The organism is Streptomyces sp. NPDC091281 (genome assembly GCF_044757425.1).
Taxonomy (GTDB): domain Bacteria; phylum Actinomycetota; class Actinomycetes; order Streptomycetales; family Streptomycetaceae; genus Streptomyces.
Map to the genome: position 1 here is coordinate 949,035 of NZ_JBIVUY010000001.1, position 13,061 is coordinate 962,095.

13 protein-coding genes and 1 riboswitch are annotated in these 13,061 nt (G+C 75.1%); of the genes, 6 read left to right on the plus strand and 7 right to left on the minus strand.

Annotated elements, in window-relative coordinates; all coding sequences use genetic code 11:
- Positions 1-9: 9 nt before the first annotated feature.
- The 4 genes from pknB to thiO all read right to left on the minus strand — a co-directional run bounded on the left by pknB (position 10) and on the right by thiO (position 4,292).
- Positions 10-1,965, minus strand: a complete 1,956-nt coding sequence (pknB, locus tag ACIQPQ_RS04175; RefSeq protein WP_401299400.1) for a Stk1 family PASTA domain-containing Ser/Thr kinase — start codon at positions 1,963-1,965, stop codon at positions 10-12.
- A 135-nt stretch (positions 1,966-2,100) separates the two neighbouring features.
- Positions 2,101-2,895: a thiazole synthase gene (locus tag ACIQPQ_RS04180; RefSeq protein WP_401299403.1), complete on the minus strand. Its 795-nt coding sequence runs from the start codon at positions 2,893-2,895 to the stop codon at positions 2,101-2,103.
- 3 nt (positions 2,896-2,898) lie between these two features.
- On the minus strand, positions 2,899-3,123 hold the full coding sequence (thiS, locus tag ACIQPQ_RS04185) for a sulfur carrier protein ThiS (RefSeq protein ID WP_383780318.1): 225 nt from the start codon (positions 3,121-3,123) through the stop codon (positions 2,899-2,901).
- Positions 3,120-4,292: a glycine oxidase ThiO gene (gene thiO / locus ACIQPQ_RS04190; RefSeq protein WP_401299406.1), complete on the minus strand. Its 1,173-nt coding sequence runs from the start codon at positions 4,290-4,292 to the stop codon at positions 3,120-3,122. Before thiO ends, thiS begins: the two co-directional genes overlap by 4 nt.
- Positions 4,290-4,401: riboswitch (TPP riboswitch) on the minus strand. Its footprint overlaps the gene before it by 3 nt.
- Before the next feature lie 72 nt (positions 4,402-4,473).
- On the opposite strand from thiO, the gene ACIQPQ_RS04195 reads away from it, so the two are divergent.
- The 6 genes from ACIQPQ_RS04195 to ACIQPQ_RS04220 all read left to right on the plus strand — a co-directional run bounded on the left by ACIQPQ_RS04195 (position 4,474) and on the right by ACIQPQ_RS04220 (position 9,639).
- Positions 4,474-4,824: a hypothetical protein gene (locus ACIQPQ_RS04195; RefSeq protein ID WP_401299409.1), complete on the plus strand. Its 351-nt coding sequence runs from the start codon at positions 4,474-4,476 to the stop codon at positions 4,822-4,824.
- 32 nt (positions 4,825-4,856) lie between these two features.
- A complete protein-coding gene (locus ACIQPQ_RS04200; RefSeq protein ID WP_401299411.1) occupies positions 4,857-6,158 on the plus strand; it encodes an NAD(P)/FAD-dependent oxidoreductase in 1,302 nt (433 codons plus the stop codon).
- 143 nt (positions 6,159-6,301) lie between these two features.
- Positions 6,302-6,667 (plus strand): Rv2175c family DNA-binding protein, encoded by a 366-nt coding sequence (locus tag ACIQPQ_RS04205; RefSeq protein WP_383780307.1) that lies wholly within the window; start codon positions 6,302-6,304, stop codon positions 6,665-6,667.
- A gap of 145 nt (positions 6,668-6,812) precedes the next feature.
- A complete protein-coding gene (gene thiE, locus ACIQPQ_RS04210) occupies positions 6,813-7,460 on the plus strand; it encodes a thiamine phosphate synthase (protein ID WP_401299414.1) in 648 nt (215 codons plus the stop codon).
- Positions 7,461-7,633: 173 nt separating this feature from the next.
- A complete protein-coding gene (gene metF / locus ACIQPQ_RS04215; protein ID WP_401299417.1) occupies positions 7,634-8,557 on the plus strand; it encodes a methylenetetrahydrofolate reductase [NAD(P)H] in 924 nt (307 codons plus the stop codon).
- A gap of 56 nt (positions 8,558-8,613) precedes the next feature.
- The gene (locus tag ACIQPQ_RS04220; protein WP_401299420.1) at positions 8,614-9,639 is read left to right on the plus strand and encodes a hypothetical protein; all 1,026 of its coding nucleotides are present in this window, start codon (positions 8,614-8,616) and stop codon (positions 9,637-9,639) included.
- Between the two features lie 84 nt (positions 9,640-9,723).
- Here the strand turns inward: ACIQPQ_RS04220 and ACIQPQ_RS04225 are convergent, their stop codons facing one another.
- The 3 genes from ACIQPQ_RS04225 to ACIQPQ_RS04235 form a co-directional block, all read right to left on the minus strand.
- Positions 9,724-11,196, minus strand: coding sequence for a phytoene desaturase family protein (locus tag ACIQPQ_RS04225; RefSeq protein WP_401299423.1), 1,473 nt, complete (start codon positions 11,194-11,196; stop codon positions 9,724-9,726).
- Between the two features lie 131 nt (positions 11,197-11,327).
- A complete protein-coding gene (locus ACIQPQ_RS04230; protein WP_383780294.1) occupies positions 11,328-11,942 on the minus strand; it encodes a DUF4126 domain-containing protein in 615 nt (204 codons plus the stop codon).
- Positions 11,943-12,401: 459 nt separating this feature from the next.
- On the minus strand, positions 12,402-13,028 hold the full coding sequence (locus ACIQPQ_RS04235) for a TetR/AcrR family transcriptional regulator (protein WP_401299426.1): 627 nt from the start codon (positions 13,026-13,028) through the stop codon (positions 12,402-12,404).
- Positions 13,029-13,061: the final 33 nt, after the last annotated feature.

The following is a 13,061-nucleotide window of genomic DNA, read 5'->3' on the forward strand; positions in this document are numbered from 1 at the left end:
CCCACGGGGTCACCGGATGGTGATGGTGATCTTGGAGCCCTTGGGCGCGGTGTCGCCGCCGTCCACCGACTGGCTCTTCACGGTGTCGCCGAACAGGCCCAGCAGCCCGCGGTCCTCCTCGACGCGGAAGCCCGCGTCCTCCAGGGCGGAGGTGGCGTCGTCCACGCTGGAGCCCACCACGTCCGGGACCTCGACCATCTCGGGGCCCTTCGACAGGGTCAGGGTGACGGTGTCGCCCTCGCCCGCCTCGGCGCCGGGCTCCAGCGACTGCTTCGCGACCTGGCCCCTGTCGAACTCCGAGGTGACCTCGTCGGCGGAGACCTCGACCGTCAGCCCGGCCTCCTCCAGCTCCGACCGCGCGTCGTCCAGGTCCTGGCCGGTCACGTCCGGGACGTCGACCGGGCTGCCCTTGCTCACCACCAGCGCGACCGCCGACCCCGCGCGCCGCTCGGTGCCCGCCTCCGGGTCGCTGCCGATCACGAAGCCCTTGATGACGTCGTCGCTGAACTCCTCGGTGACCAGGCCCGGTTCCAGCCCGTCCGCCTTGATCAGCTCCTTGGCCTTGTCCAGCCGCGAGCCCTTCAGATCCGGCACCTTCACCGTCTCCGGGCCGTCGGACACCACCAGGTTCACCGAGTCGTTGCCCCGGATGCGCGCGCCGGGCGCGGGGTCCGTACTGATGACGGTGCCGCGCTTCACCGTGTCGCTGAAGGCGTGGGAGACCTTGCCGACGCCCAGCCCGGCCGACTCCAGCCGCTTCTCCGCCCGCTCCTGCGGCTGCGTCAGCACCGCCGGGACCTTGGTGAACTGGCCCGAGTTGATGTACCAGACGCCCGCGCCGACCCCCAGCACCAGCAGCACCGCCGCGATGATCGCCAGCACGCCCCGCCGGGGCCGGGACGGTCCGCGCCGGGGCGACGGAGGCAGCGGCGGCTCCGCGGCGAACCGGGACGTCCGGTTCATCGGGTCCTCGCCGGGCCCGGCGGGCTCCTCGTCGTCCATCGAGTGCACCGGCAACGGCCGCGGCACCGTCAGCGAGCGCGGGATCACGCTCGTACGGTCCTCGGCGATGTCCCGCTCGGCGGACCGGGCCTGCGGGGGCAGCGCGTCGAGCTGCGTCTCGTCGAGCCCGGCGCGCGCGTCGCGCGCCAGCCCGAGCAGCGCCACCGCGTCCTGCGGCCGGATCTCCGGATTGCGGGCGGTCGCCGCCGCGACCAGCGCGTCCAGCTCGTACGCCATCCCCGGCACGGCGGCCGACGGCGGCGGCACGTCCTCGTGGAGGTGCTTGTAGAGGATCACCGCGGGCGTGCCGCCCTCGTGCGGCTTGTCGCCGGTGAGCATCTCGTAGAGCACCACCCCGCACGCGTACACGTCCACGCGCGCGTCGCTCATGCCCTGCTCTATCTGCTCGGGCGCCAGATAGGAGACCGTGCCCAGCACGGCGCCCGTGGTGCTCGTCACCGTGTCCACCGACCGCACCAGACCGAAGTCGGCGACCTTGACCCGGCCGTCGTCCCCGATCAGCACGTTCTCCGGCTTCATGTCCCGGTGCACGAACCCGGCCCGGTGCGCGGCACCGAGCGCGGCGAGGACCGGCTCCAGGATGTCCAGCGCGGCCCGCGGCTGGAGCGCCCCGCGCTCCCGCAGCACGTCCCGCAGGGTGCAGCCCGCGACGTACTCCATCGCCAGGTAGACGTACGACCGGTCGGTGCCCTGGTCGAAGACCTGCACCACGTTCGGGTGGGCCAGCCGGGCGACGGACTTCGCCTCGCGGATGAAGCGGTCGACGAACGAGGTGTCGGCCGCGAGCGCCGGGTGCATCACCTTGAGCGCGAGGACGCGGTCGAGGCGGGTGTCCACGGCCCGGTAGACCGTGGCCATCCCGCCGACCGCGATCCGCGCGTCCACGCGATAACGCCCGTCGAGCACCTGCCCGACCAGAGGGTCCTGAAGGGTCGTGTCCACGCCGCGAGTCTACGAGTCCGCGCCGACACGGCTCCCGCTCGCACCGGACGGCAGCGGTACTGAAGCGCAGTTGTGACGAGGGACACGCACACGCGACGAACTCCGGGCCGCCGTGCCCCGCGCGCCCGCCGCGGCTCAGAACGCGGGCCGCTCCGGGTCCAGCTCCGCGCGGCCCGCCTCCGGCGACGAGGCGTGCGCGAAGTGGCGGCGCGGGATACGGCCCGCCCGGCGCGCGAGGCGCCCCGCCTCCACCGCGTGCCGCATCGCGCCCGCCATCAGCACCGGCTCCTGCGCGCGCGTCACCGCCGAGGCGAGCATCACGCCCGCGCACCCCAGCTCCATCGCCAGCGCCACGTCCGACGCCGTCCCGGCGCCCGCGTCCAGGATCACCGGCACGCGCGCGTGCTCCACGATCAGCTCGAAGTTGTGCGGGTTGCGGATGCCGAGCCCCGACCCGATCGGCGACCCCAGCGGCATCACCGCCGCGCACCCCGCGTCCTCCAGCTTCCGCGCCAGCACCGGATCGTCGTTGGTGTACGGCAGCACGGTGAACCCGTCGTCCACCAGGGTCTCCGCGGCCTCCAGCAGCTCGATCGGGTCGGGCAGCAGGGTCCGCTCGTCCGCGATGACCTCCAGCTTCACCACGTCGGTGCCGAGGGCTTCGCGCGCGAGGCGGGCCGTCAGCACCGCCTCCCCGGCCGTGTAGCAGCCCGCCGTGTTGGGCAGCACGCGGATGCCCAGCCGCTCCAGCACCGACAGCACCGACCCGTGCACCGACGGGTCCACCCGGCGCATCGCGACCGTGGTCAGCTCGGTGCCGGACGCGACGAGCGCCCGCTCCAGCACCTCCAGGCTCGGCGCGCCGCCGGTGCCCATGATCAGACGGGACGAGAAGGACGTACCGCCGAGGACGAACGGGTCGTCTGCCACGGGTCAGCCTCCCTGGACGGCCGTGAGGACTTCCACGCGGTCGCCGTCGGCGAGCGCGGTGACCGGCCACGCGCCGCGCGGCACGACCGTCTCGTTGAGCGCCGCCGCGACGCCCGACGGCGCCGGGGTCAGCGCGCGGACGACCGCGTCCAGGGCGGTGCCGGGCGCGACCTCGCGCCGCTCGCCGTTGACGGAGATGGTGACCGGGGACGGTGCGGGGGCGTTCATGCGGGCTGCTCCGAAGAAGTGCCGGACAGGATCGCGCCGAAGCGCTGGGGGGTGAAGGGCAGCGCCACCTCGGGCGCCTCGCCGGTGGTCAGGACGTGCGCCATCACGTCCCCGGTGACGGGGGTGAGCAGCACGCCGTTGCGGTAGTGCCCGGTGGCCAGCAGCAGGCCGGGCAGCCGGGTCGGGCCCAGCAGGGGGGCGTTGTCGGGGGAGCCCGGCCGCAGGCCCGCGCGGGTCTCCGTCAGGGGCAGTTCGGTGATGCCGGGCACCAGCTCGTGGGCGTCGCGCAGCAGTTCGTAGACCCCGCCCGCCGTCACCGTGGTGTCCCAGCCCAGTTCCTCGCTGGTGGCGCCGACGACCAGCTCGCCGTTGGCGCGCGGCACCAGGTAGACCTGGCTGCCGCGGACCACGGCCCGCACCGTGCGGGTCAGGAACGGCGCGTACCGCGGCGGCACCGTCAGCCGCAGCACCTGCCCCTTCACCGGCCGTACGGGAGGCAGCGCCGCCGCCGGGACGCCCGCGAGCCGCCCGCTGAGACTGCCGGCCGCCAGCACCACCTGGTCCGCGCCGAGCGCCGTGCCGTCGTCCGTGACCACCCCCGCCGCCCGGTCCGCCGTGACGGTCAGCCGCGCCGCCCGGGTCCGGTGGAAGGTCACGCCCGCCCGTTCGCAGGCCGCCACCAGCGCGACCGCCAGCCGCCGCGGGTCGATCTGGTGGTCACCGTCCACCCGCAGCCCGCCCCGCACCCCGGGCGCCAGCATCGGCTCCAGCCGACGGCACTCCCGGCCCGACAGCCACTCCGACGCCAGCCCCGACCGCCGCTGGAGGTCGTGGAGTTCCCGCAGATGGGCCCGGTCGTCGGCGTCCAGCGCCACCGCGAGCGTCCCGGACCGGCGGTAGCCGAGGTCGTGCCCGGTCAGGTCGGTCAGCTCGGCGGCGAACGCCGGATAGCGGCGCGCCGACTCCAGGTTGAGGCCGAGCAGGGTCTGCTCGCCGTGGTGCAGCTCGGTCACCGCGGCCAGCATCCCGGCCGCCACCCACGCCGCCCCGCCGCCCGGCTCCGGGTCCAGCACCGCCGTGCCGAGACCGCGCTGCGCGGCCCGCCAGGCCGTGACCAGGCCGATGATCCCGCCCCCGACGACGAGGACGTCGGATGTTCGTGAGGACATGGGCGTCCAGCCCCTCCCTTCGCCGGCATGACCCGGATCAGGTTCGTACGGTCGGAGGCCGCCAGCCTCCCTCTCAGCCCGGTGCGTCCGGGCTCCCGCGAGTGCTCTACGGTGGCCAGCCTAGTCGCACGCTCCGCGCCCCGGTAAGGGAGCGCCCCCTCCCCGGAAGGGAGCCCCCGCCGTGGCCCGGTCCCTCGACGGTCTCGTCCTCGCCCCCGTCGCCGACCAGGCACCCGGCCAGGTCGGCACCGGCACCCGCTTCGCCTACCACGAGCGGGACGGCGTGATCTGGGCCGACTACGCGGGCGGGGACGTCGTACGCGGCCATCTGCTGGGTACCCGGGAAGGTGACCGGCTCGACTTCCGGTACACGCAGCTCACGCGGGACGGCTCCACGGCCGGCGGGCACTGCGTCTCCACCGTCGTCGAGCTGCCCGACGGGCGGGTGCGCCTCGACGAGAGCTGGCAGTGGGAGTCGCGGCCCGGCCGCGGGACCAGCGTTGTGGAGCAGGTCACGGAGCACGGCCGCTGACTGACCCTCCGTCAGCTGTCTAAGGTGATCAGGTGAGCGAGCAGACGCGGGACGCGGCACCGACAGCAGCGCCGGAACCAGCGCCGGAGACGGGCGGCCCCGGCAGACCGGATCGGCCCGGCGGGCGGCGGGTGGTCGTCGTCGGGGCGGGCATGGCCGGGGTGCAGACCGCCGTCGCCCTGCGCGAACAGGGCTTCGACGGCACGGTGACCCTCGTCGGCGCCGAACCCCACCAGCCCTACGACCGGCCCCCGCTCTCCAAGGCCGTCCTCCTCGGCAAGGCCGAGGGCTCCGCCTTCGACGTCGACTTCGAGAGCCTCGGCGTCGACCTCCGGCTCGGCAGCGAGGCCCTGGGCCTGCGCCCCGCCGACCGTGAACTGGACACCTCCGCCGGGCCCGTCCCGTACGACGTCCTGGTCCTCGCCACCGGCGCCGAACCGCTGCGCCTGCCCGGCACCGACGGCGTGCCCGGCGTCCACCTGCTGCGCACCCTGGACGACGCCGAACGGCTGCGGCCCGTCCTCGCCGCCCGGCACGACGTGGTGGTGGTCGGCGCGGGCTGGATCGGCGCCGAGTTCGCCACCGCCGCGCGCGAGGCGGGCTGCGCGGTCACCGTCGTCGAGGCCGCCGACCGGCCGCTCGCGGGCGCGCTGCCCGCCGAGGTCGCCGCCCCGATGGCCGCCTGGTACGCCGACAGCGGCACCGACCTGCGCACCCGCACGCGCGTCACCCGCGTCGAACCCGGCGCGGTCCTCCTGGACGACGGCTCCCGGCTGCCCGCCGACGCCGTCGTGGTCGGCATCGGCGCCCGCCCCGCCACCGCCTGGCTCGCCGGGTCCGGCGTGGAACTGGGCCCCCAGGGCGAGATCGTCGCCGACGCCCACCTGCGCACCGGCCTGCCCGACGTCCACGCCGTCGGCGACTGCGCCTCCTTCCCGTCCGGCCGCTACGGCGAGCGGCTCCTCGTCCACCACTGGGACAACGCCCTCCAGGGCCCGCGCACGGTCGCCGCCAACATCGTCGGCGACCCCACCGGTGAGCCCCCGGAGGTCTACGACCCGGTCCCGTACTTCTGGTCCGAGCAGTTCGGCCGCTTCGTCCAGTACGCCGGACACCACACCGCCGCCGACACCACCCTGTGGCGCGGCGACCCCACCGGCCCCGCCTGGACCGTCTGCTGGCTGCGCGAGGGCCGCCTGATCGCCCTGCTCGCCGTCGGCCGCCCCCGCGACCTGGCCCAGGGCCGCAAGCTCATCGAGGCGGGCGCGAGGATGGACCCGGAACTGCTCATCGATCCGGCGCGGCCTCTGAAGGGGGCCACGGCCACGGCTTGAGGCCGGGGGGTTCGGCGAGGGGGTTCGTGGGGGCGGCCACCGCATCCCCCGCCCCCCCCCGCACCTGGCCGCTCCCGTCCGTCGGAGACCCGGTCGGTGGGGCTCGGGTACCGGGTGTCGGTGGGGGATGGCAGTCTTGAGGGGTGACCGAGATCGACGCAAAGACCGATGCCCTCGTCCCCGCCTGGCTCACCCTGCCCGACATCGCGGAGATGCTCGACATCGAGGTGACCCGGGTCCGGCAGCTGCTCCGGGACGGCCAGCTCATCGCCGTGCGCCGCGGCGAGAACCGCGCGCTGCACGTGCCCGCCGCCTTCATCGACGAGGACAAGGTCGTCAAGGGCCTGGTCGGGACCCTGACGCTGCTGCGGGACGACGGCTTCTCCGACGAGGAGATGCTGGAGTGGCTCTTCACCCCCGACCCGTCCCTGCCGGGCACCCCGGCGCAGGCCCTCAGCGAGAACCGCGGCACGGAGGTCAAGCGCCGCGCCCAGGCCCTCGCGGTCTGACCCGCGGCACCCCGGCCCGCAGCACTCCGTAACGACAGCACCGACTGCACCGACCGGCGCACGGCCGCGGCGATCCCGCCGCGGCCGGGACGCCGTGGCGCCGGGACCCTCCTGGCGCGTGACCGTCCCAGGGGGGACCCCAGCCATGCCCGACACCGCCCGCGCCCGCCTCTCCGGCGCCCGCCTCTACCTCTGCACCGACGCCCGCAGGCGCCAGGGCGACCTCCCCGAATTCCTGGACGCGGTCCTCGCCGCCGGGGTCGACATCGTGCAGCTGCGCGACAAGGGCATGGAGGCCGCCGAGGAACTGGAGCACCTGGCGGTGTTCGCCGACGCCTGCGCCCGCCACGGCAGGCTGCTCGCCGTCAACGACCGGGCCGACGTCGCCCACGCCGCCGCCTCCGACGTCCTCCACCTCGGCCAGGGCGACCTGCCCGTCCCCGCCGCCCGCGCGATCCTCGGCCCCGACGTCCTGATCGGCCGCTCCACCCATTCGGCGGCCGAGGCCGATGCCGCCGCCGTCCAGGACGGCGTGGACTACTTCTGCACCGGCCCCTGCTGGCCCACCCCCACCAAGCCCGGCCGCCACGCCCCCGGCCTGGACCTCGTCCGCCACACCGCCGCCCTCGGCACCGCACGCCCCTGGTTCGCCATCGGCGGCATCGACCTCGGCACCCTCGACGCGGTGCTGGAGGCGGGCGCCCGCCGGGTCGTCGTCGTCCGGGCGATCACCGAGGCCGACGACCCCGGCGCCGCCGCCGCCACGTTCGCGCAGCGCCTCCGGGACCACTGAGCCACCCACCCGAGCCATCCACGCCGGGCGCCCGCCGTCCAGAGCGGTTCCGGACAGAAAGCGCTGCTCGGCGGGGCCGCGCGGCTGTCCAAGGGGTGGACAACAGTCCGGCAATTCGGGCAAATATCCGAGATCCGGTGGGGAGAGCCCCTCGCCCTGGCTAACCTGCGGGTATGGCCCTCGGAACCGCCTCCACCAGGACGGACCGCGCGCGTACCGTGCGCGACATCCTGGCTGCCGGCAAGACGACGTACTCGTTCGAGTTCTACGCGCCGAAGACGCCCAAGGGCGAGCGAAGTCTGTGGGACGCCCTCCGCCGGGTCGAGGCGGCGGCCCCCGACTTCGTCTCCGTGACCTACGGCGCGGGCGGCACCACGCGCGCGACCACGGTCAAGGAGACCCAGCAGATCGTCGCCGACACGACGCTCACCCCGGTCGCCCACCTCACGGCCGTCGACCACTCCGTCGCCGAACTGCGCAACATCATCGGCCAGTACGCCGACGCCGGTATCCGCAACATGCTCGCCGTGCGCGGCGACCCGCCCGGCGACCCCATGGGCGCGTGGGTGCCGCACCCCCAGGGCCTCACCTACGCCGCCGAACTCGTCCGCCTCATCAAGGAGTCCGGCGACTTCTGCGTCGGCGTGGCCGCGTTCCCCGAGATGCACCCGCGCTCCAGCGACTGGGACACCGACGTCGGCCACTTCGTCGACAAGTGCCGCGCCGGAGCCGACTACGCCGTCACCCAGATGTTCTTCCAGCCCGAGTCCTACCTGCGGCTGCGCGACCGGGTGGCCGCGGCGGGCTGCGAGACGCCCGTCATCCCGGAAATCCTCCCGGTGACGAGTGTGAAGATGCTGGAGAGGCTGCCGAAGCTCAGCAATGCCCACTTCCCGGCCGAGTTGAAAGAGCGCATCCTCACAGCCAAAGACGATCCGGCCGCTGTACGCTCCATGGGAATCGACTTCGCCACGGAGTTCTGCGCTCGGCTGCTCGCCGAGGGAGTGCCCGGACTGCACTTCATCACGCTGAACAACTCCACGGCGACTCTGGAAATCTACGAGAACCTGGGCCTGCACCATCCTCCGCGGGCCTAGACCGGTCGCTCCGACGTACGACACACTGCGGTGCGGCCACTGGGAGAGGGGCGTACATGGGCTGGACGGTCCTCTACATCGCGTTCGGCGTCGTCGCGCTGTGGCTGCTGGGTGAGGTGCTCCTCCAGTACAAGGCGCGGCTGCGCTGGCGGCTGCTCGCGTTCGGCGGTTTCGTCGGCGTCGTCGTCGGTGTCCTGATCCCGTCGGTCGTCGTGATCGGTCTGGGCGCCGCCGCCTTCGCGGTCGGCCAGACCTACGTCACCCTCTCCTTCCGCCGCGGCTTCGCCGAGGGCTGGGCGGTCAGCCGGCCGGGCGCCGCCGGTGAGACCGCGCCCCGCCGCCGCGGCCGGGGCGAGCGCAAGGACCCGACGCTGGAGGTCTCCGGCCTGGAGGCCGCCGACGCCGGTCACGACCTCGACGCCGACCCCGTGTTCGCCGCCGACCCGGCCGCCACCGCCGTCACCCCCGCCTACGGCCGGGGCGGCGACGCCTACGACGACGAGTTCGACCGCGACGACGTGTTCACCCCGGCCGCCCGCACCGCCGACCCGGCGTCCACCGGCCCCTCCGCCGTCTACGAGCCGCAGCCCCTGCCCGACGACACCGGCTCGTACGGCGTCTACAGCGACTCCGCCTACGCGGCCGCAGGCCAGCCCCAGGACCAGTACGCGACAGCCGCCCAGGGCGCCGACCAGGGGTACGGCTACGACGGCTACTCCGGGTACGGCCAGCAGCAGTACGGCTACGACACCTCCGGCGGGCAGCAGCAGTACGCCGCCTACTCCGACCCGTACATCGGCACCCAGACGTACGGCGGCGGGGGCGGCTACGACGGCGGCTACGACCAGCAGTACAACCAGCAGCAGGGCTACGGCCAGGACCAGTACGGCAACGGCGGCTACGACGGGACCCCGCCCGGCGGTGTCTGGGTGCCGCAGCAGCGCACCGACGACGCGGGCGGCGACCTCCCGCCCGAGCAGCCGTACCCCTACCAGGGCGGCCAGAGCGACGGCCGCGGCCAGCAGCACGGCGACGGCGGCAACTCCGGCAACGGCTACGACGAGCAGCAGTACCGCTTCTAGCCGCCCGGCCGGCCCCTGAGAGCGTACGGCCCTCTCGCGGGCGTCCGCCCGGCCCGGCTCACCGGGAACCTCCGGCCGCCCGGCTCACTGGGAGCCGCGGAACTCCGGTCCCTCCACGACCAGGCCCGACACCAGCGCGCCCGACATGCCCGCGTGCGGCAGCCCGCCGCCGGGATGCGCCCAGCCGCCCACCGCGAACAGCCCCGGCAGCGCCGTGGAGTTGGCGGGACGCAGCAGCGCGCCGCCGCCCGCCGCCAGCGCGGGCGCCGGGACCGCCCCGCCGGGCGCGCCGGTCTCCCGCGCGACGTCGGCGGGCGTCCGCACCTCCTGCCACAGCAGGCGTTCCCGCAGCGCCGGGACGGCCCGCTCGGCGGCCGTGAGCACCGCCTCCACGTGATCCGCCCCGATCCGGGCCCCGGCCGGGACGACCGCGGTGACGGTGACCGCCTCGTGGTCCGCGCCCGGCACCAGCGCCGGGTCGCCGGGCCGCAGCACGGTGACCGTCGGCCGCGCGGGCACCTCCGCCGCCGCGCCGAACAGGCCCGCCAGCTCGCCGTCACGGTCCCCGGTGTGCACCACCGTCCGGTGCGCCGCGCCCGCCTCCGGGCCGCCGCGCAGCGCCAGCAGCACCGTCAGCCGGCTCGGCAGGTCCCGCCGGGGCGGCACCTCGCCGGGACCGGGCGCGGGCGCGCCGGGCACCCCGCCGGGCGTCAGCACGAGATCCGCCTCCGCCACGGTGCCGTCGGCCAGTTCCACGCCCGCCGCGCGGCCGTCCTTCTCCACGATCCGCGTGACCTCGGTACCGAACACGAACGCGACCCGGCGGGCCTCGCAGCGCTCGTACACCGCGCGCGCCAGCTCCCGCAGACCACCGCGCACGTACCAGATCCCGAAGGCGTGCTCCATGTACGGCAGCACGGCCGCGCTCGCCGGGACGGTCCGCGGGTCGAGGCCGTACGCCAGGGCGTGGGACTCCAGGAGCGCGGCGAGGCGCGGGTCGCGCAGCTCCCAGTCGGCGACCTCGGCGAGCGTCCCGGCCCGCCGGGTGCGCAGCAGCCGCTTGTGCGGCACGGCCGGATACGGCTCCCGATCGGCCAGCACCGACCAGTCCGGCCACAGCGGCTCCTCCAGGAGCGGACGCCGGGTGCGGTCCCAGGCCTCACGGGCCCGGACCAGGAAGTCGCCCCAGCGGGCGCCCGCGCGCGCGCCGAGCGCCTCGTCCAGGGCGGAGACGACGCCCGCGCGCGACGCGTTCGGCAGGGTCGCCGCGGTGCCGTCCGCGAACAGGTGCCGGGCGGACGGGTCGACCTGGACCAGTTCGACGCGGGACTCCAGCGCCTCCTTGCCGGTCTTGAGGAACAGGTCCCGCCAGACCGCGGGCAGCGGCAGCAGACCGGGGCCGGTGTCGAACGCGAAGCCGTCCCGCTCGAAGCGGCGCACCGCTCCGCCGTACGTCTCCGTCCGCTCGTACACCACCACCCGGTGGCCCGCGACGGCCAGCCGGGCGGCCGCCGCCAGTGCGCCCATCCCGGCGCCGATCACCGCAATCCGTGCCATGACCGCGACCCTATCGGCCGCCACCGACAGTGCCGTCCGCAGGCCGCGGGCCGCGGGCTGCGGCCTGCGGGGTGCGCGGCCGGGGGCGGTGGGGGCGCGGGCGGCCGGTGGGTGCGGCCGGTGGGCGGGCCTCAGCCCGGTGGGGCGTCGGGGCGGCGGGCCAGGGCGCGTTCCTCGCGGCGCTGGGCCCGGCGTCGGCGGAACCGGCGGATGCGCGAGACGAGGAACCAGACCACCACCAGCCCGGCGACCAGCAGCACGGCCGCGACGATCGCGGCGGCCTCCGGGTGGAACATCGCGAACGTCACGACGCCGCCCACCCCGAGGTCCTCCGCGAGGCTGAGGGCGACGTTGCTGAACGGTTCGGGCGAGGTGTTGACCGCCATCCGCGTTCCCGCCTTCACCGCGTGGCTGGCCAGCGCCGTGGAACCGCCGAGCAGGCCCGCCGCGACGTCGGAGAGCGAGCCGCTCTGCCCGGCGAGCAGCGCGCCCACCCAGGCCCCGGCGGCCGGACGGACCACCGTGTGCACGGAGTCCCAGGCCGAGTCGACGTACGGGATCTTGTCCGCGACCGCCTCGCACAGGAACAGCGCCGCCGCCAGGCCGAGCACCCACGGCTGCTGGAGCGTGTCGGGGACCTCGTCGCTCACGCCGGTCGCGCCGAAGACGCCGAGCAGCAGGACGACGGCGTACGCGTTGACGCCGCTGGCCCAGCCGCTGGTGAACACGAGGGGGAGTACGGACACGGACGCGATCGTAACCAGCCCGGCCCGCCGCGTCCTGGAGACGCACACCCAGGTCTGAGTACCCGTACCTAGACGCCGAGATGAGTACCCGCGCGGATGGGGGCCGACCTGCGGGAACGAGAGAGTGGAGGCACGGAAAGGGGCCCGGTCCCGCACCGCCGGCACGGGGCGGCGGAACGGGACCGGCCCTCGACCGCTCCTTCCGCCGACCCGGTCGGCGGGAGCGAGACACGGGGGTCCCGGGGGACGTGCCATCGGGGGAGACGGGGGCCACCGGAAGCACGGGGGACACGGGGGAACGGGGAACAGGGGGGAAGCACGAGGGGGCGCCGGTCCGGCGTGGCTCGCGGGGGACGCGGCCATGACGGACCGGCGCTTTCGTGCGCCCACGCGCGCGTGCGCGGGGACCCGGCGGCGGCTCGCGCGCGTACGGCCCCTACGCGCGCGGCCCGCCGGGTGTCAGGGGCGGCCGCTCACCCGCCCCTGGAGCAGCCGGGACAGCGCCGCGTGCACGTCGTCCAGGGAGCGTTCCGCCTGGAAGGCCTTCCAGTCCAGGGCGGCCACCAGCACCATGCCGACCAGCGCGGCCGCGGTCAGCGGCACGTCGATCTCGTCGCTGAACTCGCCCTGCCCGATGCCCTCCCGCAGCACGTCCTCCACGACCGCGACCGCCTCCTGACGCACCACCATCAGCGTGGACTGCCACGCCCGGTTGGTGCGCCACAGCTCGGCCACGTAGAGCTGGGTGAACGCCGGATAGCGGTCGATGAAGACCAGACCCGCGCGGATCATCGCGTCCAGGGCGTCGACCCGGGAGCCGCCCTCGCGCGCGGTGCGCTCGGCGGCCTCCCGCAGCGAGGCCGTCAGCAGCCCCACCCCGTGCCGCAGCAGCTCCTCGAAGAGGACCGACTTGCTCGCGAAGTTGTAGTAGACCGTGCCCTTCGCGACGCCCGCGCGCTCGGCGATCTCGTCGACCGTCGTGGCGGAGAAGCCCTGCTCGGCGATGAGGGTGACGGCCGCCTCGTAGAGCTTCTGCCGGGTGGCCTCGCGGCGGGTGCTGCCGCCCGGCGTGGTGGTGCTTTCCATGCCCCCGATTCTCCCAGCAACCCGGCCCGCCGG